This is a genomic window from Acetobacter sp. DmW_043 (assembly GCF_002153485.1).
Lineage (GTDB): Bacteria > Pseudomonadota > Alphaproteobacteria > Acetobacterales > Acetobacteraceae > Acetobacter > Acetobacter thailandicus.
The window spans coordinates 112,387-137,682 of sequence record NZ_JOMN01000003.1 but is presented as its reverse complement, the minus strand read 5'-3'; the positions used below and the strand labels follow the sequence as shown (position 1 = coordinate 137,682).

The following is a 25,296-nucleotide window of genomic DNA, read 5'->3' as shown; positions in this document are numbered from 1 at the left end:
GGCTGACCTGATGAAGACGTTTCATTATTATATTGACGGGCGGTTTGAAGATGGGGAGGCACGCTTTGACAGTGTTGACCCTTCAACCGGTGAAGTCTGGGCAAATATGCCAGAAGCCCGCACGGCTGATACTGACCGGGCTGTTAGAGCTGCTGACCGTGCGTTAAATGACGCGGCCTGGCGTGGTCTTACCGCTGCGGCACGTGGCAAACTGCTTTATCGCCTTGGTGACCTGATAGAGCAGCATGCTTCTGATCTTGCTGATCTGGAGACGCAGGATACCGGAAAAATTGTGCGCGAGACAAAAGCGCAGATTGCTTATGTTGCTGAATATTACAGATATTTTGCAGGTCTTGCTGATAAAATTGAAGGGCGTGTGGTTCCTGTCGATAAAAAAGACATGGATGCCACAACGCATAATGAGCCTATCGGGGTTGTTGCTGCTATTGTCCCGTGGAACTCGCAGCTTTTTCTCTCAGCTGTTAAAATTGCACCCGCAATTGCAGCAGGCTGCACGGTTGTGCTCAAAGCATCAGAAGAAGCCCCGGCACCGCTTCTGGCTTTTGCAAAGCTGGTGCATGAAGCAGGCTTTCCGCCCGGTGTTATTAACATCATCACCGGCTTTGGTGCAGAGTGCGGGCGTGTTCTGACGTCTCACCCGCTGGTGGCACGCGTAGCTTTTACCGGCGGACCAGAAACAGCCCGTCATGTCGTGCGTAATACAGCAGACAATTTTGCTCACCTGACTCTTGAGCTGGGTGGAAAATCTCCTGTCATGGTCTTTGATGATGCAGACCTGGACAGTGCAGCTAATGCGATTATTGCCAGTATTTTTGCAGCAACCGGGCAAAGCTGTGTAGCGGGTTCACGTCTGCTTATTCAGCGTGGCGTTTATGATGACCTGCTGGCGCGCATTGTCGAAAAAGCAAAGCGTATTCGCATTGGTGTGCCGTCAGATTTTGCGACAGAGATGGGCCCCCTGGCGACGCGTCAGCAGCGCGATAAAATTGAGCGCGTGGTGGCAGAAAGCCTCGAAGCCGGTGCCACACTGATTACTGGTGGGGCTGTGCCGCAGGATATGCCACAAAAGGGCAATTACTATCTGCCCACTATTCTTGATTGTCGCAACACGTCAGCATCAGCCCTGACAGAAGAGCTTTTTGGCCCTGTTCTGGCGGTTTCCGTGTTCGATGATGAAGATGATGCAGTTGCACAGGCGAATTCAACTCGTTTCGGTCTCGCATCGGGTTTGTTTACGCGTGATATTGGTCGTACCAGTCGTATGGTCAAACGTATCAGAGCAGGCATTGTCTGGGTCAATACCTACAGGGTTATTGCACCTTCTATGCCTTTTGGCGGGTACGGCGATACCGGCTACGGCCGGGAGGGAGGCGTTGCCTCCATTTATGACTACCTTCGTACGAAATCAGTGTGGATCTACACATCGGATGAGCCAATCGGTGACCCCTTTGTCATGAGGTGAGGTGTAGCATGTTTTATGAAATTCGGACTTACAGGCTCAGGACCGGATCACTACCAGCTTACATCAAAGATGTAACAGAAGAAGGCATTGCCATTCAGAAGAAACATCTTGGAACACTTATCGGCTATTATTTTTCTGAAATAGGCCAGCTTAATCAGATTGTTCATATATGGGCCTTTACTTCTCTTGATGACCGTGAAAAGCGCCGGGATACCCTGGCGCGAGACCCGCAATGGGCGGCGTTCATACCACGTCTTCAGGCGCATATAGAGACGATGGATAATAAGATTATGAAAGGCATGCCTTTTCTCGAAAGTGAGGTGAAGTCATGACCGAAGCAGCTCATGATCTTTCAGATAACAGTGCGCTTATCGAAGAAAACAGTGCCTCTTATGTGCCACTCAGTGCACGCCATGGCCGGGTTTCAGACCTTTTTACCCTGTGGTTTACAACCAACATTGCCCCCTTGCCGATTGTAACCGGGGCTTCAATCGCAGTGACCTCCCATTTGTCGTTATTCTGGGTCGCCAGTGCTATTTTCAGCGGGCATTTTCTGGGAGGCTGTGTTCTGGCAGCCTGTTCAGCGCAGGGGCCACGTATGGGGCTGCCCCAGATGATTCAGAGCCGTGGCCAGTTTGGGCGCTATGGTGCTTTGCTGATTGTTTTAATTTCTTCTCTTCTCTATCTTGGGTTTTTTACATCCAATACAGCTCTTGGCGGGCGGGCTCTGCATGGTCTGATACCGCAGATTGACCCTGGTTATGGTGCAGCCATTGCAGCGCTTGCTGCGGTTGCTATTGGTATATTTGGTTATAATACCATTCATTTTCTCAACCGTGTTGGTATGTGGTTTATGGGGGCAGCTATCCTCATCGCTTTTGTTGAGGCGGTGCATAGTCTGCCTGATACGGTCTGGACAATCGGGCCATGCAATCTTTTCGGGTGGTTTCTATGCTTTTCCACGGCTTTAGTCTGGAACACATCTTACGCCTGTTATACGTCTGATTACTCACGCTATCTTCCTGAGACAGTCGGGCTGAAACGTCCCTTTATTTCCAGTCTTGCCGGTGCAGCTATTGGTGCATCAGTGACATTTGTTTTCGGGGCAGTGCTGGCAGCAAGCAGTTATGCGTCGTCTGACCCGATGTCAGCTGTGGCTGCTCTTGGCGGTAGTCTTGGTTCAGTTCTGCTGTGTCTGTTTGTGCTTAATATTATCAGTCATAACGCGCTGAATGTGTATGGTGGTGTGCTCACACTGATTACAATTATTCAGACATTCTCTGCCTCGTGGCAGCCTAAGCGTATGGCCCGGGTGATTATGTCAGCTGTTGTGCTGACAGGCTGCCTGACTGTAGCGACTGTGTTTGAAAAAAACATTGTTTCTACTTTTATTAATATCGTGGTTGCTTTGCTCAGTGTGCTGGTCCCCTGGGTGACAGTGAATATTCTCGACTTCTATGTTGTTAAAAAAGGATCATACGATATTGATTCCTTTTTCCGTGCAGATGGCGGCATTTACGGTTTGTTTGATGTGCCTGCCTGTCTGGCTTTTCTTGCGGGCGTCGTTGTGCAGCTGCCAGTGACCAGTAATGCGTTTTTCTCTGGCCCGCTGGCACATCTCTTTAACGGTATTGATATTGGTTGCTTTATCGCACCGCCGGTAACGGCTCTGGTGTTTCTTACATTAAAACGTAAACACATCGGTGAAGCGCGCGAGCGACTGGCAGCAACACAGCTGTCATAATTTTTCAGGTTTTATCATGAGCTGACGGGTCAGAGAACATGCTGTCTCTGGCCTGTCAGCGTTTAATCACTTCGGTGCACAGTCGCATATTTTCAGGCTTTCGGCCATCAGGGCCGAGGGTATCAGAGGCCTGAGAGCTTCTCACCTCGCAGCATGTCTCTGCATTAAAATCAAACAGACAGAGTGCGTTATTGTTACACTCCTGATTTTATGCGTAAGAGAAAATAATAAAATGTGCTTGTTTTTTAATAATAATTATAAAAAATTATGTTTATGCTAACATAAATAATTATATAAATAATACTTATAGTTGTTTTATTTGTTATTTTATTTTCGTTATTTATTTTGAAAATTATATTATAGATTTTACTATAGTGCAGGGGCGCCGGTAAGGGCTGTTTACACAGCTACGTGCTCCTCTGGTGTAAGTGTGATGGATAATGTGATGGCCCAGGCTTTTATTTGTGACTATGTGCGTACACCTGTCGGATGTTTTGGGGGCGTATTATCCTGTGTCAGAGTTGATGAGCTTGCGTCTGTTCCGCTCGCAGCTCTTACCGCTCGTAATAAGACAGTCGACTGGGCGGCCGTTGATGATGTGATTACAGGTTGTGCCAGTCAGACGGGTGAAAGCAGCCGTAATATTGCCCGCCTGGCTTTGCTGCTGGCAGGTTTACCTGTGGAGGTTAGTGGCACGACAGTGAACCGGCTGTCTGGCTCAGGGATGGAGGCTGTCATGGCTGCAGCCCGGGCGATTAAGGCGGGAGAGGCGGAGCTGATTATTGCCGGTGGTGTTGATAGTATGAGCCGTGCAGCTCTTTTGCTCCCGGAGGCAGATATTATATTTCCGCGCAGCGAAAAACACGACATCAGTCTGGCTTCGCGTTTCCTTAATCCGAAAATCAGTCAGATGTACGGAGATTTTATTTCTTCTGTTACCGCTGATAAAGTTGCTCTTCATTATCATATCCCCCGCGCGGATCAGGACGGCTTTGCTGTCAGAAGCCAGATTAAGGCAGCTGTGGCACAGACAACGGGGCGCCTGCTTAAAGAAACAGTGTCTGTCACAGTGCGACAAAAAGGCGGGGGGGCTCATGTCATCGTCAAAGATGAAATGCCGCATCCGGTCAGCCAGGATTTTTTATCGGGGCTGAAACCTGTTAACAGCTGCGAGGGCGCAACCGTTACCGAAGGGAACTCAGCCGCTTTGAGTGATGGTGCATGTGCTTTACTGATTGCGTCAGAACATGCTGTAGAAAAATATGCTCTTACCCCTCTGGCGCGCATAACCGGGGCTTTTGCTGCGGGTGCTTCTTTCCGGGCGGGAGGAGCCGGCGGCGCTGGTGCCGCAAAAAAACTTCTGAAGCGGCTGGGCTGGAATCCTACCGAGCTTGATCTTTTAGAAATTAATGAAGAATTTGCCTCTCAGGCGCTGGCGACATTGCGCGTTATGGGGATCGCTGATGATGATTTGCGGGTTAACCCCAATGGTGGCGCGATTGCTATGGGGCATTCGCCAGGCATGTCAGGTGCCAGACTTGTCGGCACTGCTGCCTTAGAGCTTTCTTTGATGGCTGGTAAACTGGCTCTGGCAGCGACAGAAACTGATGACGGGCAGGGAATTGCTGTCGGGCTTGAGAGGGTCTGATCAGTTGCTAACTGCGCAATATGGCCAGAAGTCAGATAAGATTTTTTATAATCAGGGTAGTTTGGCCCCTGTCACTGGTGTGACAGGGGCTGCACAGCGTTTTACTCCGCTGTCAGTGCGATCAGGGCACCCATCGTAAATACGGACGCGACCGTCGAGAAAAAGACCGTTGAAGCAGCCTCTCTCTCTCCTTTTTTGATCTGGCTTGAGAGCATAACAATGACAGAAGCAGAAGGCATAGCAAATGTCAGGACAACTTCACGCAGATAGAACGGTGACAGATGTGCTGCGATAGCCAGCCCCCATGCGACAACCGGTGCGATAATGTTACGGATGGTAACAGAGGTCAGCACCATAGAGTTCAGAACAGGTTTCATGAGGCAGAGCAGAATACCTGCGGCGAACATGGCTGCACCGCCGGTTGTTTTGCCCAGCATAACAAACGATGTGGTGAGCAGGTGAGGGATATGAAAACCTGAGAGAACCCACACAAAGGCAGCCAGAGGGGCAAGAACCACAGGCTGTTTGCCGGCCTGTACCAGGTGTGACATCCAGTTGTCTGACTGCCCCATGGTTTCTGGATTGTCGCTGGCAAGCAGGAAGTAAAGGATAGGGATGAGCACAACGTTAATTGTCAGGCTGGCCAGTGATACGGCAAGCGCGCTCTGTCCACCAAAGAGAAACCCAAGCACGGCTGAGCCGACAAAAGGCACGGAAGGGTTACCCACAGCCATAGCCTGAAGGGCAGCGAGGGAGACCGAGCGTTTAAAGACAAAGCGTGAGAACCAGTAAGTCAGCAGGAAGCTGAGAATCATCCAGGCAATAATAATGGAGGCAAAACGGCCTGAATTCAGAATCTGGTCACGATTAATGCGGGCAATGCCAACAAAAAGGTCCATAGGTAAGGCAAATTTCAGGACCATACGGTTAATAGCGGTTGCCTGGTCCCGGTTAAACATTCCAAGGTAAGCGCCAAGATATCCGAGCATCATTGACAAAACTACGGGAAAAATTGCCCCGCAAATAGTCTCTAACATACGCTTTCTCTTTCAGCTGATGCGCCCTCTCCTTTAGAGAATGCGACCTGTATATAGTAAAGGAATAACATAACAGACAGAAGGTCGGCACTTCCGCCGGGGCTTATGCCCTGGCTGGTAAAAGCAGCATTAAGAGCTTCTGTCTGATGTCTGAGGTCAAAATCTCCTTCTTCCTTCAGGGCGAACAAAATCTTCTGCGCCTGCTGCTGAACAAATTTCAGGCCAGATAGTCCCGCTCTCGAAATGACATTGGTGTCTTCATTGTATGACATCAACGTGAGCAGGGAAATCAGCTCTGCGTGATCAGCGGGCATTCCCTGTGTTAAAGCCCCGGTATAAGCGGGCAGAGCATAGCGGCGTACTGTCGCAAACCCCCCTTCTGCCTCGCCCCGTGCACCGCTGAGGCCATATGTCAGATAAATTTTTTCACCGGCAGTTAAAGTATTGTTACGTTTTGCCTGCCCCAGATCTTTCTCTGTCAGGTTGTGACAAATGGCTGATACTTCAGCGCATAAGGTAGCAACATTTACAGTGTGGTGTTTTGCTGTAAGGCGGCCTGCGGCCCCGCATAAAAGGCCAAGGGCAAACACTGCGCCCTTATGTGTGTTAACGCCCCCCGTGGCTTTGAACATAGCCTGTTCACAGGCTATGCCGGTTTTGCGTAATGCCTGAAGTGCCAGGGGAGGGGAGAGGTTTGCAGTAACAGAACCCTGCTCATAAAACAGTTTAAAAAAAGGACTGATAGCATCAATGCTGAGCAGAAACAGGGCGTAATCCATGTCGGTATGGGCACCGTTATTATAACGGTCAACCAGGCCGGGTTTGGGCGAGAGGCTGACCTCTCTTAAAAGGGCATAACGTGCCAGGTCAGATATAGTGGCTGCATTTATCACATGTGCCTCTCTTTTCTGTAGAGTTCGAAAAGACTTTTAATTTTATCTTTAAGCTGGCTCAGTGTATGAGCCCGGCTGCGGGCGCAGCCCAGTGCCTCATTGTTGCATACAAGGCAGCGCCTGGGTGGCAGGCCGAATTGCTGCCGCGAGAGTATGGTCATATCCGGCAGTATAACATCCAGGTCCCATAACCGCCCGATGAGGTGTGTTTCTTCAAGCTGTACAACAGCGTTTTTTATATCGCTGGCAGAAGAGCCGCTGATGACAAAAAAAGCTTCAGGCCCGGCAGGGCTGTGATAAGCCTCTTCGTGCACAATTTTCCAGGGGGGGGCGCTGAAGACCTCGCGTAATGTCTGCTGTGCGACATCAAGAACGTCGCGGTATAAAGCGGTTGATTTATTGGGGCCCGGGGCCACAACCGTTGCAGATATCAGGGGGAGGTTAAACTGGTTTAAAAGCTCATGCTGCCTGCGCGCACGGTCCTCCCGTGCGCGCAAAACAGTATGAAAAGTATCAAGGCCCTGTGACATAGCATGAAGGCCCTTTTCTGTTCGTTATGGCGCAACCTGGCGCACAACATCCATCACGCTGCCATCGCGGTAGCGCACGACGGCGACCACTTTGTCAGTATAAGCGATGGGGTCAGGTTTGCCGGCCCGTGCAATAGCCAGATCTCTCAGCTCTTCGATAGTTGTTACCGGCAGTTTTGCATCGCGGAGGCGTTTTTCAAGATCAGGGTTGTTAGGGTTCACGGCAATGCCGTGGTCGGTGACAACCACATCAATTGTCTGCCCCGGGGTAACAACCGTGTTCACGCTGTCAACGATACAGGGCATGCGGGCCCGCAGCAGCGGTGTGACAATAACTGTCAGATTTGCTGCTGCAGCAACGTCACAATGCCCGCCTGAAGCGCCGCGCATTATACCGTCAGAGCCGGTCAGCACGTTAACGTTGAAGTCTGTATCCACTTCAAGTGCGCTGAGCAGCACAACATCAACACGGTCAACAAATGCCCCTTTTGATGTGGCATTTGCATATTCGTTAGCCGAAATCTCTGTATGAGCTGTGTTGTCTCTGAGTGAGTGAGCAGCAACGGTGTCGAACGACTGCACATCGGCAATCGCTTCAATCATGCCCTTATTGAGCAGGTCAACGATCGGCCCGGTAATACCACCAAGGGCGAAGCTTGCCTTGATGTTTTTCTCGACCATCTTTTCACCAAGGAAGATCGTCGTTGCCGTTGCTGCACCGCCTGAACCGGTCTGCAATGAGAAGTTGCTCTTGAAAAAACCTGAGTTTTCAATAACCGAGGCTGCAATACGTGCCAGCATCAGGTCGCGGGGGTTCTTGGTCAGACGGGCCGCACCAACACTGATCAGAGAAGGGTCGCCCACTTCATCAACCGTAACAACTGCATCGACCTGATCCTGCGACAGGCTGGTGGGGTAGTTAGGGTAGTCAATCAGTTCCTGCGTCAGCACCACAACATAGCGGGCAAACTGGGCATCAACCTTGGCATAGCCCAGAGAGCCGCAGCTCAGAGCGCCATGGCTGCCGTTTGCATTGCCAAACTCGTCAGCTGATGCAACCCCAAGGAAAGCCACATCGATCGAGAGCTCGCCTGTCTGCAGCAGATGCACACGGCCACCGTGTGAGTGAATCTGGACCGGAGTGTCCATCACACCATTAGAGATGGCTTCACCCAGCTCACCACGCAGACCAGATGTAAAGATTTTGGTAATGACACCTGAACGGATATACTCAAGCAGCCCGTCATGGCAGTTAAGCAGAGAGCTGGGAGCAATAGTCAGGTTTTTAAAGCCCATTTCAGCAATGGTCTTCATCACCTGCATAACGACCTTGTCACCCTCACGAAAAGCGTGGTGGAAGGAGACGGTGTCACCGTCCTTCAGGCCGGAAGCTTTAATGGCTTCCTCAAGGGAAGGGATCAGCTTGCGGTGATATTTCTGGTTTGTATTCGCCAGCTGAGGGGATTTTGCATACACACCTTCAAATTCGGGAAGGTTGTGCTGTGCGGCATAATCCTGAGCGCGTTTTTTATCGTATGACATAGGATCCTCCCTCAGGCGTTTTCAGCAAGCAGAATAACGCGTTGTGCTTCGTGAATAACGGGCGGGTCAATCATCTTGCCGTTAAGGGAGACAACGCCCAGTCCTTTCTCCTGTGCCTCTTTTGCGGCCTGAAGAACCTGGCGGGCATGGTCGATATCTTTCTGCGCGGGGGCGTAGGCTTTGTGCAGAAGGTCGATCTGTCGTGGGTGAATGAGTGACTTGCCGTTATAGCCAAGGTTTTTGGCAATCTCTACTTCACGCAGAAAGCCTGCATCATCATTGACATCACCATAGGCAACGTCGAAGGCATCAATCTTTGCTGCCCGCGCCGCATGCAGCACGGCTGCACGGGCATAAAACAGTTCAGGCTCGCTGCCTGCACTGCGTGAGGTCTGCATATCAACCAGATAGTCAAACCCGGCCAGGGCAATAGCCACCATGCGGGGAGTTGAGCGTGCAATAGCAACCGAGTTTACAACACCACAGGCCGATTCAATAGCGGCCATAATTTTGGTGTCGCCTGCTTTGCGGCCACAGTCTTTTTCGATTTTCTCAATGCGCTGTTCGATTTCTTTAACGTCATCGACACTTTCTGTTTTTGGCAGGCGCACAATCTGCACACCGCCGCGCACAGCCATGTCGAGGTCGTCTTCCCAGAAAGGTGTATCAACGCCGTTGATCCGCACAACGGTTTCAATGCCGTCATACAGGTTCGTCTGTAATGTGTTAAACACCAGGTGGCGGGCTGTGTCTTTTTCGGTCAGACTGACAGCATCCTCAAGGTCAAACATGACAGAGTCAGGTTTGTAAATGTAGGAGTTAGACAGCATCCCGGCATTAGAGCCGGGAATGAACATCATGCTTCGACGCAGCTTCATGACTGCCCCCCGAATTTCACGTTTTTTTCATCAGCTGCACGATAGACAGCCGCTTCAACACGAGCTCTTATAACGCAGTCGAGTGCGCCCTGGTCTCTGACGTCGACTTTGGCACCTGTTACCCCACATTTCGCCAGAGTTTCGCTGATCGCTTTTCTGATGGCGTTGCCATATTGCTTTTCGACCTTGCTCTGTAATGAGAGCTTAATGTCGTCAGCATCGTTGGGGCTCACAACAACAAGGACGTCACTGGACTCCAGAGTGCCGGCCATGCCCTTTTGTATGACTTTCACAACGATATCTCCTTCTCCGTTTAGGATTGAGTGTGTGTACGTCTGATAAATTCAAATGTAGATGGAGGAACCAGTTCTTTGATTGCTTCAAAGTTACCGGCTTTGATAAGCTCTCTGACGCGCGATGCTGAGATAACAGCAGTACCACATGTCTTTCTTTCCAGTTCTTTCAGTTCAACCGGCTTACTGTCGCAGGGGTATGTGCTCAGAAATTTTCTGAGGACAACATTGTACATAGCTGTTGTTTTATCGAGTGGCTCTGTACCGACATAGCGCACACTGACATTAAGAGCAGGGGCGATATAACGACGGAACATAAGAGCATCGACCGCAGAGGCCTGTTCGTTCACTGCGGCGCGGTCTTTAAGAAAATAGCCCGGAAAAGTGGCGTGAGAGATGATGTAGTCTGACCCTTCGTGAACAATCACGTTTTTAAGGTCAGCAACACCCTTGCGCACCAGTGTCAGACGATCCTGGTATGAGAAGAGAGAAACATCTTCCTTCACCAGAAAAATATGCACTATGTCACAGTCTTTACTGGCCTGTTCGACCAGATAACGGTGCCCGTTGGTAAACGGGTTAGCATTAAGCACAATGCTGCCGGTCAGCGCTCCTTCTTTTCTGAAGGCGCGGAGTGCTTCGATATAGTGTTCGAAAGCAGCCTGGTCATAATGCAGAAAGGCTACAGCACCCGGGATTTCTACAAGCGTTGAAAATCCCCATCCACGGAACAGGCGGATGTTACTATATTTGGTATAAAGAAACAGGTCATCATATCCTGCCGTGAGGCCACATTTGATGACTTCGGTTGCAAGCTTCAGACTCAGGCCTGCATCGCGGAACTCTTCGCTGGTGCAGACACATTTTATCACGTTCTGGTCCAGGCCCGCACAGCCCGCAAGCCGGTGGTCTGCGGTAGTGTGTGCCAGAACAAAAGTATCAATATTTTCATCCGTCTGCAGATCACGGGCCGCAAGAAACGGCCTGATTTCTGCCAGGGCAGACTGAAGCCCGGCCCCTTTAACAACTGAGAGTGTGATGTCGTCAGATGAAGTCATAGCGCGTGCTACGAACGTTATTTGGCGCGCTGGAATTTAATGATACTGCGTGACATCTGATCCTTTGCCCAGTTTGGCATTTTACGCCAGGGAGTTACAACCTGAATAGTGTCACCAAGCAGTGTCACGGTGCGGCGCTGTTCGCTGCCCACCCACTCAGGTGCCCATGCTGTCTGCACTTTTGTAACCCACTGATTACCTTCAATCCGGTAACGGCCGATGTAAGCCACCAGTGTGTTCATAAGTTTAGCGCGGTCCTGGTCTGTCTGAGCAGGGGTGCGCCCGGTGCCTTCAAGGTTGAAGGCAACCCAGCCATCATTGGTGAAAATAACACGCCCGCGGGGATGATCTCCCATAGCGTCAATAAACTCACCGGTTGACTGCAGTTCAACCTGGTATGAAACGAGTTCCCACGTTCCAATAATTGATTCGGCTAGCGCCATGGCTGCTTCCTTGTCGGATTTCACTGATGCGCTCATACTAACCTTCAATGTTGTTGAATGTCTGTTTATTTCGTCAACAAACATAGTCACAACAGAGTGTTTTGCTACGCACATCAGAGGTAAATGACCTTTGCGTTAAACGCAACAATGCTGCCATGACCCCATCAGGGGTGAGTAATACTGCCCGTAGCAGCGCAGTTTTCCGGCGTTATTCTCCCTCAGGTCAGGGAGAACAGGCCGGGGGATGTTTGTTTTTATTTATATTTCGCCTCAGGCAGCCGGAAAAATTTTGCCAGGGTTCATCAGGTTGTGCGGGTCCAGAGCGGCTTTAATTTTTTCCATGGTCGCGAGTTCAGCCCCGCCACGCCATGACGGCATCATGTAGGTTTTAAGCTGGCCAACGCCGTGCTCTGCTGAGAATGAGCCGTCATATTTGCGTACAATTTCAGCCACTGTGTCCATAATCGCGTGGTCCTGGCTCAGAAAAGCCTGCGAGTCTCCGCCTTCAGGCTGCACCAGGTTAAAGTGAATGTTGCCATCACCAATATGACCAAAGGGTGCAACACGAATACCAGGGATCAGGGCTTCACAGCTCTGCGTGGCTTCGGTGATAAAAGCAGGAATAGCGGAAAGCGGGACAGAAACATCGTTTTTAACCGAAGCCCCTGCGCGTTTTTGTGCTTCAGCATGTTCTTCGCGAATCATCCAGAGTGACTGACGCTGGGTTTCACTTTCAGCCAGCACAGCATCTGAAATCAGCTCTTCTTCAAAAGCCTGTTCAAGCACACTCTCCATCAGGGTGCGCAGACTGTCATCACTACGTGTGCTGGCCAGTTCAACCAGGGCATAAGCCGGTGCAGGTTCAGACAGAGGCAGCGTGCAGTTATCGATCAGTGTTGTTACCAGGTTCATGCTGGTGCCTGACATATACTCAAAAGCCAGAACGGCTGACGGGTCATGTTTACGAAAAGCAGCAAAAAGCGCCAGGGCCTGTTCAGGGCTCTGCACGGCACACAGCGCCGTCTCACGCGAGCGGGGGCTGGGCTGCAGCTGTATAATAGCGGTGGTAATCAGCCCCAGGGTGCCTTCTGCTCCGACGAAAAGCTGACGCAGCGGGTAACCGGTATTATCTTTGCGCAGTCTGCGCATCAGGTTGAGTGTGTTGCCGTCGGGTAAAACAACTTCGAGGCCCAGCGTCAGCTCGCGGGCATTGCCATAGCGCACCGTGTTGTTGCCACCTGCATTTGTGGCGATAACACCACCAATATCAGCTGACCCTTCAGAGGATATAGAGAGTGGCAGCATCAGCCCCTCGCGGGCTGCGGCCTCCTGAGCGGCTTTAAGAGTGACACCGGCTTCAACTGTCATTGTCAGGTCGCCGTGGTCAATGTGGCGAATGCGGTTCATACGTGTGGTTGATATAATAACGGCTCTGCCACTGTCGTCAGGGGTGGCGCCACCGACCATGCTGGTATTACCGCCCTGAGGCACCATAGGCACACCATGCTCTGCACACAGAGCAACAGCTTTTGCACACTCTTCGGTCGAGGCGGGGCGCAAAACAGCAGCGCACCGGCCCTGATAGAGCATCCGCCAGTCTGTGCAGTATGATGCTGTATCATCTGTTCCGGTCAGCAAACCTGCCGGGCCGAGCAGATCTTTCAGGGCGGTATGCAGAGAGGGAGGCAGAGATGAGTCAGGCATAGTTTAACCTTGTCGAAGAGCAGTGAATCCAGAGAAATATAAAAAAGCCGGGTCATAATGCGCAAAAGAGACGTTACGGCAATCAGTCAGTAGAGATAGCGGGCATTATCTGTGACAACATGCGTTGCTGTATGAAGGAGGACGTGAAGGATCTCGGCTGTGGCGGCTCCGACGATAAGACCAGCACCAAAAAGAGCAAAGATCATCACCCTGCTGGGGTAGTGCCTTCTGGTAATCTGCTCCGCCAGCTCCATCTCAGTTTCTTTTCGCAGGCTTATGGCATATTGCAGCTGCGCGTGCAGCTTGTGCGTATAATTGCGCGTGGCTGTCAGCTCTTCGCTGGTTTCATTGAGCGTGGTGCGCATCTGCCCCAGGCGGGCAAGATACTCTTCTGACTTATCCTGGGTTTGTGCTTTCGTATTTTTAAAACTGCTACGCCATGAAGGATCGTCAGTGATAGTCTGAAACAGGTTTTTAAGTGCTCCGCCCGTAATTTTATTACGTCTTGCCCGCGCCTTAATGGCATCAAGGGCAGAGGCTGACTGCCCCTGTTCCTCATCAAGAATCAGCGCGAGAATGTCAGAGAGCGTTTTAAGCTCCTTGGGGTCAAACGCTGTCATGCCTGGGGTTGTCCGGGGCGGGGGGCTGCTGCGCGGCGCAGGCGGTCCTGTATGGCAAGGCCGATGCCGCTGGCCGGAACAGGCTGCACAGCAAGAGCAGTAAAGCCGTGCTGCGCGCCCAGTGTGTCAAGATAGCGCAGGCCCTGAAAGAGGCGGGCAGCAGCTTCTTCAAGGTTGCCTGTTTCACTCAGGTTCCATACCGCCCCCGCCCCGGTGAGCGGGGTCGGGCCAAAAGCCAGCAGGGCCTCATGTTTTTCAACACTGGTTGCGTTCAGGCGCACTGGCAGAGCGGGGGCGTAGTGCGAGAGCATGCGCCCGGGGGAAAGGGGGGCTGCGTCAGCTTCACTCTGAGGAAAGGCGAGGGGGCCACAGATTTTTTCGAGTGCTTCAGCCGGAATGCCACCATGGCGTAAAAGCACAGGGCTGCCAGGGGCAGTCAGGTCAATTACGGTGCTTTCAAGACCGACGGCACAGGGGCCGGTATCAAGAACCGCATCAATTCTGCCATCAAGCTCGTCAAAGACATGTTCAGCTGCTGAGGGGCTGATCCGCCCTGAGCGGTTGGCAGAGGGGGCCGCAACCGGCCGGCCGGTAAGCGCCAGGAGTGAAAGCACATGCTCGCCACGCGGCACACGCACCGCCAGGGTGCTGAGGCCATCAGCCGCCAGATCAGAGATGGTGCTGCCCGGTGCCCGTGGCAAAATGAGCGTTAATGGGCCAGGCCAGAACGTTTCAGCAAGGAGATGAGCCAGCGGGCTGGCGATAACCTGAGAAAAAGCCGCTTCGGCGGAGGGAAAATGGCTGATGAGCGGGTTAAACCTGGGGCGGTTTTTGGCCTGAAAGATACGCGATACAGCTTCAGGTTGTGTGGCATCTCCGCCCAGGCCGTACACGGTTTCCGTGCCAAAGGCGACAAGCCCGCCCTGACGCAGAATGTGCGCAGCAGTTTCGAGGCCGGCCTGGTTAGCTGTAAGACGTTTTGTCATGCTTTATTTAAAGTGCTGTGTCTGAAATGTCTGAAATAAATTATGAAGAGACAGTTGTGCCGGTGCAAAAAAACTCAGGGTTCTTCCAGCCGCGTTTACCATAGAGCAGAGGGCTGCCGTCGGCCAGTGTAACATGTCCGCCTGCCGCTTCAACAATAGCCTGAGGGGCTGCGGTGTCCCACTCCATTGTCGGGCCAAGGCGGGGGTAAAGGTCTGTTACGCCTTCAGCAACGCGGGCAAATTTCACAGCTGACCCCAGGTTGCGCACAGAGGCGACTTTGCGCCCGCCCAGATAGTCTGCCAGGCGCGGGTCATCAGCATAATGGCGCGATGCCATGACATGCAGCCCCTCAGCCGGGGGCAGGCGTGTGTGTATGGCGTGTGTGCCGGTTTTGTCTTTACGCTGTGCAGGCAGGCCGACGCCACCTGTATAAAGCTGGTCATAGGCAGGCAGGGCCATTGCGCCCAGGTGGGCCTGCCCGTCACGTACCAGACCAATATTGACGGTAAAGTCGTCACGCCCGGCAGCAAATTCACGTGTGCCGTCCAGCGGGTCCACCAGCCAGTATACGGGGGAGACCTCACCATGCAGGCCTGAAGCCACCTCTTCCTCTGCAATAACCGGGATATCAGGATACGCCGCACGCAACCCCCTGAGGATATGGCGCTCGGCGGCATGGTCAGCTTCGGTCACGACAGAGGTGTCAGCCTTTGTCTGAATTTCGAAGCCGCGGGCACGGATTGTGCGGATAATGTCGGCGGCTTCTTCAGCAAGCTGTGCAGCCAGAGCCAGGAGGTGTGCGTCAGTGTGCGTGTTCATGCCAGCGGTTATACGGCAAATTAACCGAACCGTCATGCCCTCAATTCGGCAGGAATATCTGATTATCAGGCAGCCTGCGTTGTATGAGCCTCAGTCAGAGCGGAGCCGCAGCTTTCATGGTTTCTGCCTGGCTGAAGCGGGTGCGGGCATTCTGCAAACAATATTTCATCCTTTGCACAGGCTGTTTCGCTGTCAGGTAAACGGGTTGGGGTATGCGCTGAAGCGGGTCGTCTTTTTTGCATCAGGGGCTGTTTGCGGGCGATAACAGTTTTTACAGGTACCTTGTCAGTCGTGCCGATCATCTCCATGTTGGGGCTACCGTTATGCGTTATGAGGACCTTAATTTTATGTTGAATATTTCATTTTCTTCCGAGGCAATCGCGCCTGGTGGTTCGCTTGTTCTGCTGGTGGCAGAAGGGCAGACGACATCTCCGCTGTTTAAAACCGTTGATGACATGACCGGTGGCGTTCTCACCCGGGCAGCAGAGGCAGAAGAATTTACCGGCAAAGAAGGTAAGATTGTTACCGTGCTGGCGCCTGGCGGTAAGTTTGACCGTGTTGTACTGGCCGGTGTGGGTAAAGCTGAAGCTTTTGATGCTCTTAAAGCTGAGCAGGCAGGCAGCCTGGCAGCATCAGCTCTCAGAAAAACCGAGAAAATTACCATTGCCACCGGTGAGCTGCCTCATGCTGCTGACGTTGCTTTAGGGGCAACCTATGGTGCATATCATTTCTCTGTTTACCTTAACCCGGTTGAAAGCCGTAAGGCTCACGCGCTCAGCAGCGTGACAGTTATTACAGCTGATGCAGAGAAGGTGCAGAAAAAATGGGCTGCCCGCGCGGCTGTTGCTCATGGTGTGGCACTGACACGTGACCTTGTGACAGAACCAGCTAACGTACTGACACCCGAGGAGTTCACCGCACGCATTCAGGGTCTTCGTCACCTTGGGCTTGAGGTTGAAGTGCTCGATGTGCCGGCTATGGAGCGCCTTGGCTTTGGTGCGCTTCTGGGCGTGGCGCAGGGCAGTGCAAATGCTCCCCGCACCGTTATTATCCGCTGGAACGGCGGTAAAAAAGGCGATGCCCCTCTCTCCTTCATTGGTAAGGGTGTAACCTTTGACTCAGGTGGTATCTCTATCAAACCTGCCGCCGGCATGGATGAGATGAAGGGAGATATGGCAGGGGCTGCGACCGTTGTTGGTCTGATGGCGGCTCTGGCAGAGCGTAAAGCTGCGGTTAATGCTGTTGGTGTTGTTGGCCTGGTTGAAAACATGGTGTCAGGCAATGCCCAGCGCCCTGGTGACATTGTGCGCAGTGCTTCAGGTAAAACGATTGAAGTGCTGAACACTGATGCCGAAGGCCGCCTGGTTCTGGCTGATCTGCTCTGGTATGCTGAAGAGCATGTGAAACCAGCTTTCATGATCGACCTTGCAACACTGACCGGTGCCATTGTGGTGGGCCTGGGCACAGAATATGCCGGTCTGTTCTCAAACAATGATGAGCTGGCTGCTGAGCTGACTGATGCGGGGCTGAAGTCAGGTGATAAAGTCTGGCGTATGCCTTTGCATAAAGAGTATGATGCGCTGATTAAATCTGACATCGCGGATATGAAAAACATCGGCGGACGTGCAGGTGGCGCGATTACGGCAGCGCAGTTTCTGGGCCGTTTTGTTGAGAAAACCCCCTGGGCACATCTTGATATCGCTGGCACATCATGGCTCGATAAGGGCAAGTTTGGCCAGGCTAAGGGCGCAACCGGTTTTGGTGTGAGCCTGCTGAACACTCTGGTTCACAAATATTACGAAAAGAACTGATACATCTCGTCAGTTCATATTATGTGCTGAGCCTTCTGGCTCAGCGCATTTGCTTCCAGCCTTTATCCTGCTGCTGCCAGTAGGCGAGTTCGTGTCCTGCGTCTTTCAGCGTTTTCCAGCGTATGCGGGCTGCAGCAACCGCGTTTTCATCATGACCGTCAAACAGATCGAAAATGCGCTCAAAGGGCGTGGTTTCTGTACAGGTGCGGTTTTCAAGCAAAAATAGAAATTTTGCGGCATTGGGTACATCGTCTTCGGTCGTCAGCCATATCGGTTGCAGGTCGGGCCTTAAAATACCGGCTTTGCCATGGGGCAGCCATGTGGGGGTAAAGACAGCCCACAAAGCTTTATCGAGCATTTCGAGAAAAGGCTTACTGCTGCACCACACGGCCGCTTTATTATGACTGGCAAGCGTGCGCGATAAAAGCTGAGGCAGGGCCTCTGCTGCGCTGGTGCGTGTCAGGTGATAAAAGCCAACTTTCGTCATAAATCTTTTGCTGCCCTGTCTGATAAAGACCTGTGAGTCTTCTCATGCCACGTGTGGGCCTGATGAAACAGGGGATTGTGCTGAAATAAATCGCATGAAAAGCCCGCGCTCTTCTGGTAGGCAGGCGAGCAGTGAAAAGAAAGGGGAACGTCGGCTTATGTTCCCCTCAGGGAGTGAGCTGATGTCCGGAGTGTTGTATGCAGCCTGAAAATGGCGTTTCTGCCGCGCCTGTCATGGGAGGGCGTGAATGGATCATGCTCGCTGTTCTGGCCTTTTTGTGGGGTGCTTCCTTCTTCTTTTTCAAGATTATGGTTGCGGCTCATCTGCCTGTCTTTCTGATTGTTTTCGGGCGTGTGTTTATAGCCGCACTTATTCTTAATATCTGGCTGATGATAAAGCGTGACATGCTGCCGCATTCGTGGGCTATGTGGCGCGATTTTATTATTCTGGGTATTTTTAATAATGCAGTGCCTTTTGCGCTGATAGTGTGTGGCGAGCAAAGGCTTTCAAGCGGCCTGGCCAGTATTCTGAATGCGACAACACCGGTTTTTACAATTATTGTGGCTCATTTTTATACAGAGACAGAAAAATTATCTCTGCCTAAAATTGCTGGTATTGCGGCTGGTTTTGCCGGGGTGATGATCCTTGTCGGCGGTGACCTCTTTAGCGCGCCGGGTGGTCACAGCCTGGTGGGTGAGCTGGCAAGCCTTGGTGCGGCTGTAAGTTATGCTATTGGCGGTGTGTTTGGTAAACGCTTCAGTGCGATACCGCCCCTTAAAATTGCAACCGGGCAGATTACGAGCGCGGCCCTCGTTTTGCTGCCGCTTGTTTTGTTATTTGATCATCCGTGGCAGCTGCCCATGCCGGGCCTGGATGTATGGGGTGCTTTGATCGGCATTTCATTTTTCAGCACTGTTATTGGTTATATTCTGTTCTTCCATATTCTGGCAGTTGCAGGTGCAACAAACGTCTTGCTTGTGACATTTCTTGTGCCGGTCACAGCTCTTTTACTGGGCTGGGGAATACTGGGGGAGGTTATTACCGCACGCTCGTTACTGGGTATGGCTGTCATTGGTCTTGGTCTTGCCTCTATTGATGGCCGTATTTTCAAATATTTAAAAAAATGAGCAGAGTTATTGTCTTCCGGTCTGTTATTGCGGGCCGGAGTTCAGCGATTATTATGTGTTAGTCAAATAGCCTCCCTGAAAAAACCTGAAAAGTACCCTATACAGCAGCATTTCCGGCGTTATCGTGACAGGATACATTCCTGAAGAGCAAAAGAGAGAGCGTCATGACCCGGACAGTCACACTTTCTGACGGCACTGTACTCCCCGCCCTTGGTATGGGCACATGGAATATGGGGGGTATTCAGGGTGAGCAGATGGACCGCGAGCGCGAAAGTCTGGGTTATGGTCTTAAAGCTGGTCTGAGTGTGGTTGATACCGCCGAGATGTATGGCCACGGCCGTTCTGAAAGTCTTGTGGGTGAGGTGCTGCACTACAACAAAGCTGACCGTTTTGTTGTTACCAAAGTCCTGCCTGAAAATGCGTCTTTTGAACGTATGGAGGCAGCCTGCACAACCTCTCTTCGCCGCCTTGGCCTGCGCTGTGTTGACCTGTATCTGCTGCACTGGCGTGGTACGGTGCCCCTGCGCGAGACGGTTGAAGCTTTTCGCCGGCTCAGAGAAAAAGGGCTTATTAAGCGCTGGGGTGTTTCAAACTTTGACGTTGATGACCTGATGGAGCTTGAGCGTTACATCCGCCCGGGTGAGTGCGCCGTTAACCAGATTTTATATAATCTGGAGCATCGTGGTGTGGAGTATGACCTGCTCGATGCCGGCCGTTTTCGTAATATTGTGACAATGGCATACTCTCCCCTGGGGCAGGGGATGGCTCTGCTGCAGCATCCGGCTTTGCAAAAAATTGCTGCACGGCATACCACATCAGCAGGGCCGGCAACTCCGGCACAGATTGCCCTGGCCTGGGTGCTGAGGCAGCGTAATATTCTCGCTATTCCTAAAGCGTCTTCTCTTGCGCATCTGAAAGCTAATATCGCAGCGCAGGAGATTAATCTGACCCAGGATGACCTTGCTGAGCTGGATGCAGCTTTTCCTCCGCCGGTCAGGAAAATGCCTCTGGATATGATTTAAACACCGGCGTGCCCTGCCAAAAACCACATACTCCGCCTTATGCCTCAGGGGGCGCAGGGCATCTGAGGGGCAGGGCTGTTTATCTGGTAAAAGTATAAATCATTATTTATTGTAAAATAATAAATAATATTTTTCTTTTTGGTGTGTATTTTATATAAATAAATGAATATGGCATAATTTTTATAGATACCCGGTCTTACTTATGCCGTAAAATAGTCTGAATATCATATCGGGTTATGTCGGAGTGTAAGGCATATACATATGAAATATCGCGCTTATTTTTCAGAGTCTGGCAGTGTTTTCGGGTGCAGATTGATGCTCCGGCTTGCTCTGATTGTAAGTGCCGGGCTGTGGGCTACAGGCTCTGACAGCGCTGATGCAGCTTCATATCGCCTTTATCGCTCGGTTTCACAGGCCTGGGCAGCGAGAGGGTTTGAAATTAATCCGCCACGTGCAACCAAATCATATAGTACACCCGGCCCGGCGAGTGACCCGTGGGGGCCTTATATACAGGAGGCGGCGCAGCGTTTCTCATTACCTGAGAAGTGGATCCGTGCCGTCATGCATCAGGAATCAGGTGGGCAGCAGTATCTCAATGGCGGGCTGACAACATCAGATGCCGGGGCAATGGGGCTGATGCAGCTTATGCCGGGCACATATTCTGATATGCGGGACCAGTACGGTCTGGGCAGTGACCCTTATGACCCGCATGACAACATTCAGGCTGGCACGGCCTATATCCGCCTGATGTATGACAAATTTGGTGCTCCGGGTTTTCTTGCTGCCTATAATGCCGGGCCTGACAGAGTGACAGCTTACCTGAATAATGGTGATCCGCTGCCTGATGAAACAGTGAATTATGTAGCTTCTATCACTCCCAATCTGGGGAGTGATGTTGTTTTGCGCGGCCCGTGGGCTTCGGTTGCCGGGCCGACAACACAGGCCGATGCCATCAGTGGCCCGCCGGAGGTTTACTATACTAATGCAGTGTTAACACGCACGGCTGATGGCTGCCTGCGTGATGCTAATGCCGCTTATGACCCTGCCGCACCATGCCTGGTTGAGCGTGACACCCCACACCCGAACCCCGCGCCTGATGAAGAAGACACTGCGCCGGCAGCACCTGCTGCCCCGGCAATGGTGGCCTCTGTGTCGCAGACAAACCTTGACGCTCCGGCAATAACAGCCGCAGCAAAGCAGCCTGTCCGTGCCGTTATCTACCGGCCGGTTGCACCGGCTACCATGCAGGTTGCAGAGGTGTCTTATGGTGCGAGTGCGCACAGGTCACCCGCGCCACATATGCTGACGTTACCGGCCGGTGCATTGCATAAAAGTGCCACACCGCCCGCCATGCGCTCTGGTGTCACCACACTACCAGCACATAATGCGCTGACTGCCGGTGTGCAGGGCCACAGGGTGCAGATAGGGGCTTTCGCCTCTTATGCTGATGCAAAGCGGAGTGCTGAAAAAGGTGTGAGAGTTCTGGCATCCCGTTCAGTGGTGGCTACTCCTTCGGTTATGCCTGTCTCAGTCGCCGGGAAGTCTTTTTACCGTGCACAGCTGATTGCAAATAATGGCCATCAGGCCAGGGGGCTCTGCCAGGTTTTACAGGAAAAATCTATGCCCTGCATTCAGGTGAAGGACGGATAATATAATGTAAAAATGGCCTGTTATGCCACACCAGGGCAGGTCGCACGATCTTGACAATGAGGCGGCTTGTTTTGTCAGCCCTCAGGCCTGTATCCTGCTGTCAGCGGTACTATCTGTGTTTTTAAACTCAGATACCTCTATGTGCAGGCGCTATGCACTCAATTCTGTTTGAAAAGAGAAAAGCTATGTCAGTCAAAGTTCTTTATAGTACAGAGGCACGGGCAACAGGTGGCCGCGAAGGTCATGCTGAAACGACAGATGGTGCATTTAAGGTTGATTTATCAACACCGAAAGAACTTGGTGGGGCCGGTGGGGCAGGGAATAATCCTGAGCAGCTGTTTGCTGCAGGTTATGCGGCCTGTTTCCTGGGTGCGATGAAGGCTGTTGCCGCTAAAGACGGTGATAAAGTACCGGCAGATGCGTCAGTAACATCTCAGGTGGGTATCGGTCCGCGCGACGAGGGCGGCTTTGGCATTACAGTTGCTCTGGCTGTGTCATTACCTGGTGTTGAGCGTAAGGCAGCTGAGGCACTGGTTGAAAAAGCCCACCATGTCTGCCCGTATTCTAACGCAACACGCGGCAATGTTGACGTAAAACTGAGTGTTGTCTGAGACTGTTTTTATGGCCAGGGCTGAGTAAAGCCCTGGTTAAGGTGTGCTTGCGTGAGGCAGCGCCTTTGCCTCGTTATGCAGCTCCTGTTCGTGGATATCCATTTCACGAACAAAAATGCTTTCTGTCGAGTTATTGATTTTTCCTTTGCGAAGCAGCCGGTGAAGCGTATCGCGCTGCGCACGAATAATCATCAGGCGTAATGCCAGTTCTGCACGACGGTTGCGCAGTGAGAATTCATGTTCTTTGTCAGGGTTAGACTGCTGGCTGTCGAGTGACTGCAGCTGCTCCTGATATTCATGTAAAAGCAGAGGAACGGCTGTATCGTGAGCCAGCTGCATATCCGGCGTGATTTTATTAGCACTATCGCTGTTTCGGGTTGCTTCACGTTGCAGGAGTGTAATTGCTGTCGTTACCAGCGTCGCGCGGGTATCATCTATTTCCTGTTGAGCGGCATTGCCGGATTCTCCCTGGGCGGGAAGGATTTTGAGCATATAAGGCAGGGAGAAACTGGCGAGGAGGAGTGAGGTAACAATAACGCCTGCGGCAATGGTGATAATCAACGCCCGTTCAGGAAATTCCGTGTCTCCCGGCAGAGAAAGCACTGCGGCCAGAGTGATCGTTCCCCGCGTGCCTGACAGTGCCAGCACCAGTTTTTCGGGCCATGAAAGCACAGCGTAAATGCGTTGCCGCAGATGTGCGACAAGGTGCTGACAGCCATCAGACAGGACAACCCATATAAACCGGATCAGGCTCATGGTGACCTGTAGCGCTATGATGGCAAGAGGAATTTCCCACGGGGAAAATCCACCATCGAGCCTGACCTGCTGAGCATGCACGATAAGTGAGGGCAGCTGGAGACCAAGCAGTAAAAAAACAATGCCATTGAGCGTGAAACCTGCAATCTCCCAGACCGCTGTTGTCTGTAGCCTGGTTTCAATACGGGTTTTGTTCATAATCCCGCTCATACGCATGGTCATGCCGGCACTAACAACGGCCAGAATACCCGATGTTTCGATGTGTTCAGCAATAAGATAGATGGCGAATGGTGCCATCAGAGTTTGCAGTGTGTAGCTTGAGGGGTCGTTCAGGCCGGCCCTGAGGAGAAACGCTTCAAGCCGGCTCAGCAGGAAACCAATGACAATGCCAGTGACAATACCGCCTGCAGCAACCCATACAAAATTGGCAGAAGCTGTTTTGAGTGAGAACAGCCCGGTTGTTGTTGCTGCAACGGCAAACTTAAAACACACCAGACCAGAGGCATCGTTAAGAAGGGCTTCTCCCTGCAACAGATTTAACAGGCGGGGAGGCACGCTCCCGCCGCGCAGAATACCTGAGACGGAAATAGCATCAGTGGGAGAGAGCGCACCCGCCAGCGCAAATGCTGCTGCCAGGGGTATGGCAGGCATCAGCCAGTGCAGAATCATGCCGCCACCTGCTGTGCTGACAATCACCAGACCGATGGCCATAGCAAAAATGGTGTTTCGCAGTTCACCAAACTCACGCATGGGAATGCAGTAGGCGTCAGCAAACAAAAGTGGCGAAATGAACAAAAGTAAAAACAGTTCACTGTCGAGGCCGACATTGAGCCCGGCAAGGCTGGCGCCGGCACCTACAGTAATCTGGATCAAAGGCATTGGTACACGCAGTCTGAGCATGCGTGCAGTCACTCCGGTGAGCCCCGTAATGGCGATGAGAGAAAGGGCTAAGAGCGTTTCCTGCATAAGAGAACCAATGCGTTTCTGGTGAAAGATTAATTTGTGTTTATCTGGAATATACTCACCTTCAGATCATGTGCAACAGACTGAATAGCCAGCTGGCCACGTACGCTGTTACCCGCTGTATCAAGAGCTGAAGAGTAAACTGCGATAGCCATTTTGCCCGGCACAACCGCTACAATACCGCCGCCGACACCACTTTTTGCTGGCAGGCCAACATTATAAAGCCACTCGCCCGAGGTATTATAAAGGCCGGCCGTCGCCATAACTGCCAGAACACGCGCGCTGGTTGTGGCATCAGTAACTTTTTTATGAGTCACAGGGTTGGTGCCACCGCTGGCCAGTGTGGCTCCCATAACGGCTAGGTCCTGTGCTGAGACATTATAGGAGCATTCGCGCGTATACAGGTCGATTGTCTCAGTCGGGTCAGCATAGAGGTAGTTATAGCTTTGCAGCAGAATGGCTATTGCCAGATTATGCTGATTATCAGCCATTTCAGAGGTGTATACGTCTTTGTTTAACGCCAGCTGACGCCCGGCAAAGGCAGAGGCTGTACTGAGCACACTCTCCCATTTCGCTTCGGGTGAATGACCTTCAACAAGGCTGGCTGTGGCAATGGCGCCGGCATTTACCAGCGGGTTGCCGGGCGGAGGGCTGCCTGTGAGTTTGTCGTTATTGAGTTCAACAGCCAGAGCAGAGTTAAAAGGCAGGCCGGTCGCATTGACCCCGATCTTTTTTTGAATAACGTCTGTCCCCTGTGCTTTGAGCACATGAGCCAGAGTGAAGACCTTAGCGATTGATTCAACCGGGAAGAGATAATCGGCATCACCGGCTTTAAAGATTTTACCGTCAGTGGTGACCACCGCAATGCCATATAATTTTGTGTCTGCTTTGGCCAGATAGGGGATATATGAGGCATTTGCACCGTCTGATACCGCTTTATAGCGGGTATAGGCCCGGTCAACAGCCTGCTGAATAGTGAGGGTATGTGCAGGAGGCGACGCCTCGCGGGCCGAGGCTGCGTGGGGCTGGCTCAAAAATGCATAAGAGGTGACTGACAGTGTGACCAGGCAGGTCAGCAGAGCATGTGGTTTTGTCATCAGATCAGCTTTCTTTTGTCCTCTGAGGGAGACAGAGTGAAAGTGCCAGTCTGCCCTCATGCAGGTAACGCGTTAAATGACAGTTTGTAGGTA

At 52.0% G+C, this 25,296-nt stretch carries 25 protein-coding genes; 9 read left to right on the top strand and 16 right to left on the bottom strand.

Translation table 11 applies throughout. The features are described from left to right. The first annotated feature begins 10 nt into the window (after positions 1-10). The 4 genes from HK11_RS00935 (at position 11) to HK11_RS00920 (ending at position 4,875) form a co-directional block, all read left to right on the top strand. The gene (locus HK11_RS00935; protein WP_198943198.1) at positions 11-1,483 is read left to right on the top strand and encodes an aldehyde dehydrogenase; all 1,473 of its coding nucleotides are present in this window, start codon (positions 11-13) and stop codon (positions 1,481-1,483) included. A gap of 8 nt (positions 1,484-1,491) precedes the next feature. Then, positions 1,492-1,815, top strand: coding sequence for an NIPSNAP family protein (locus tag HK11_RS00930; protein WP_086553451.1), 324 nt, complete (start codon positions 1,492-1,494; stop codon positions 1,813-1,815). Next, complete coding sequence (locus HK11_RS00925) at positions 1,812-3,227, top strand: cytosine permease (protein ID WP_086553450.1); 1,416 nt, start codon at positions 1,812-1,814, stop codon at positions 3,225-3,227. Before HK11_RS00930 ends, HK11_RS00925 begins: the two co-directional genes overlap by 4 nt. A 445-nt stretch (positions 3,228-3,672) precedes the next feature. Then, the gene (locus tag HK11_RS00920) at positions 3,673-4,875 is read left to right on the top strand and encodes an acetyl-CoA C-acyltransferase (RefSeq protein ID WP_086553491.1); all 1,203 of its coding nucleotides are present in this window, start codon (positions 3,673-3,675) and stop codon (positions 4,873-4,875) included. Positions 4,876-4,976: 101 nt separating this feature from the next. Here HK11_RS00920 and HK11_RS00915 read toward each other — a convergent pair whose 3' ends face one another. From HK11_RS00915 to HK11_RS00855, 13 genes are all read right to left on the bottom strand, one after another. Continuing rightward, positions 4,977-5,912: an AEC family transporter gene (locus HK11_RS00915; RefSeq protein ID WP_086553449.1), complete on the bottom strand. Its 936-nt coding sequence runs from the start codon at positions 5,910-5,912 to the stop codon at positions 4,977-4,979. Next, complete coding sequence (gene citG / locus HK11_RS00910; RefSeq protein WP_086553448.1) at positions 5,906-6,805, bottom strand: triphosphoribosyl-dephospho-CoA synthase CitG; 900 nt, start codon at positions 6,803-6,805, stop codon at positions 5,906-5,908. Before citG ends, HK11_RS00915 begins: the two co-directional genes overlap by 7 nt. Next, positions 6,802-7,335 carry a citrate lyase holo-[acyl-carrier protein] synthase gene (gene citX, locus HK11_RS00905; RefSeq protein WP_086553447.1) on the bottom strand — a complete coding sequence of 178 codons (534 nt, stop codon included), beginning with the start codon at positions 7,333-7,335 and terminating at the stop codon, positions 6,802-6,804. Before citX ends, citG begins: the two co-directional genes overlap by 4 nt. Positions 7,336-7,359: 24 nt before the next feature. After that, positions 7,360-8,877: a citrate lyase subunit alpha gene (gene citF / locus HK11_RS00900; RefSeq protein ID WP_086553446.1), complete on the bottom strand. Its 1,518-nt coding sequence runs from the start codon at positions 8,875-8,877 to the stop codon at positions 7,360-7,362. Between the two features lie 11 nt (positions 8,878-8,888). Beyond that, positions 8,889-9,755 carry an aldolase/citrate lyase family protein gene (locus tag HK11_RS00895; protein ID WP_086553445.1) on the bottom strand — a complete coding sequence of 289 codons (867 nt, stop codon included), beginning with the start codon at positions 9,753-9,755 and terminating at the stop codon, positions 8,889-8,891. After that, on the bottom strand, positions 9,752-10,048 hold the full coding sequence (gene citD, locus HK11_RS00890) for a citrate lyase acyl carrier protein (protein ID WP_086553444.1): 297 nt from the start codon (positions 10,046-10,048) through the stop codon (positions 9,752-9,754). Before citD ends, HK11_RS00895 begins: the two co-directional genes overlap by 4 nt. 20 nt (positions 10,049-10,068) lie before the next feature. Beyond that, positions 10,069-11,106: a [citrate (pro-3S)-lyase] ligase gene (gene citC, locus HK11_RS00885; RefSeq protein ID WP_086553443.1), complete on the bottom strand. Its 1,038-nt coding sequence runs from the start codon at positions 11,104-11,106 to the stop codon at positions 10,069-10,071. A 17-nt stretch (positions 11,107-11,123) separates the two neighbouring features. Then, positions 11,124-11,549 carry a lipocalin-like domain-containing protein gene (locus HK11_RS00880; protein ID WP_233127598.1) on the bottom strand — a complete coding sequence of 142 codons (426 nt, stop codon included), beginning with the start codon at positions 11,547-11,549 and terminating at the stop codon, positions 11,124-11,126. A gap of 270 nt (positions 11,550-11,819) precedes the next feature. Next, positions 11,820-13,253, bottom strand: a complete 1,434-nt coding sequence (locus tag HK11_RS00875; protein ID WP_086553442.1) for an FAD-binding oxidoreductase — start codon at positions 13,251-13,253, stop codon at positions 11,820-11,822. Between the two features lie 86 nt (positions 13,254-13,339). After that, a complete protein-coding gene (locus tag HK11_RS00870) occupies positions 13,340-13,873 on the bottom strand; it encodes a hypothetical protein (protein WP_086553441.1) in 534 nt (177 codons plus the stop codon). Then, entirely contained in the window at positions 13,870-14,859 is a 990-nt protein-coding gene (locus HK11_RS00865) for an L-threonylcarbamoyladenylate synthase (RefSeq protein WP_086553440.1), read from the bottom strand. The genes HK11_RS00870 and HK11_RS00865 overlap by 4 nt, the downstream gene beginning before the upstream one ends. A 40-nt stretch (positions 14,860-14,899) precedes the next feature. Next, on the bottom strand, positions 14,900-15,679 hold the full coding sequence (locus HK11_RS00860) for a 3'(2'),5'-bisphosphate nucleotidase CysQ (RefSeq protein ID WP_086553489.1): 780 nt from the start codon (positions 15,677-15,679) through the stop codon (positions 14,900-14,902). A gap of 65 nt (positions 15,680-15,744) precedes the next feature. Further along, a complete protein-coding gene (locus HK11_RS00855) occupies positions 15,745-15,987 on the bottom strand; it encodes a hypothetical protein (protein WP_086553439.1) in 243 nt (80 codons plus the stop codon). Between the two features lie 39 nt (positions 15,988-16,026). On the opposite strand from HK11_RS00855, the gene HK11_RS00850 reads away from it, so the two are divergent. Then, the gene (locus HK11_RS00850) at positions 16,027-17,490 is read left to right on the top strand and encodes a leucyl aminopeptidase (protein WP_086553438.1); all 1,464 of its coding nucleotides are present in this window, start codon (positions 16,027-16,029) and stop codon (positions 17,488-17,490) included. A 40-nt stretch (positions 17,491-17,530) separates the two neighbouring features. On the opposite strand, the gene HK11_RS00845 is transcribed toward HK11_RS00850, so the two are convergent. After that, complete coding sequence (locus tag HK11_RS00845; RefSeq protein WP_086553437.1) at positions 17,531-17,977, bottom strand: DNA polymerase III subunit chi; 447 nt, start codon at positions 17,975-17,977, stop codon at positions 17,531-17,533. A gap of 197 nt (positions 17,978-18,174) precedes the next feature. Between HK11_RS00845 and HK11_RS00840 the strand changes: the two genes are divergently transcribed. The 4 genes from HK11_RS00840 to HK11_RS00825 all read left to right on the top strand — a co-directional run bounded on the left by HK11_RS00840 (position 18,175) and on the right by HK11_RS00825 (position 22,387). Next, positions 18,175-19,104: a DMT family transporter gene (locus HK11_RS00840; RefSeq protein WP_233127600.1), complete on the top strand. Its 930-nt coding sequence runs from the start codon at positions 18,175-18,177 to the stop codon at positions 19,102-19,104. Positions 19,105-19,268: 164 nt separating this feature from the next. Further along, a complete protein-coding gene (locus HK11_RS00835; protein ID WP_086553436.1) occupies positions 19,269-20,126 on the top strand; it encodes an aldo/keto reductase in 858 nt (285 codons plus the stop codon). 315 nt (positions 20,127-20,441) lie between these two features. Next, a complete protein-coding gene (locus HK11_RS00830) occupies positions 20,442-21,776 on the top strand; it encodes a lytic transglycosylase domain-containing protein (protein WP_086553487.1) in 1,335 nt (444 codons plus the stop codon). A gap of 185 nt (positions 21,777-21,961) precedes the next feature. Further along, a complete protein-coding gene (locus HK11_RS00825; protein ID WP_086553486.1) occupies positions 21,962-22,387 on the top strand; it encodes an organic hydroperoxide resistance protein in 426 nt (141 codons plus the stop codon). Between the two features lie 36 nt (positions 22,388-22,423). On the opposite strand, the gene HK11_RS00820 is transcribed toward HK11_RS00825, so the two are convergent. Next, complete coding sequence (locus HK11_RS00820) at positions 22,424-24,109, bottom strand: Na+/H+ antiporter (protein WP_086553435.1); 1,686 nt, start codon at positions 24,107-24,109, stop codon at positions 22,424-22,426. A gap of 29 nt (positions 24,110-24,138) precedes the next feature. Next, a complete protein-coding gene (glsA, locus tag HK11_RS00815; RefSeq protein ID WP_086553434.1) occupies positions 24,139-25,203 on the bottom strand; it encodes a glutaminase A in 1,065 nt (354 codons plus the stop codon). Positions 25,204-25,296: the final 93 nt, after the last annotated feature.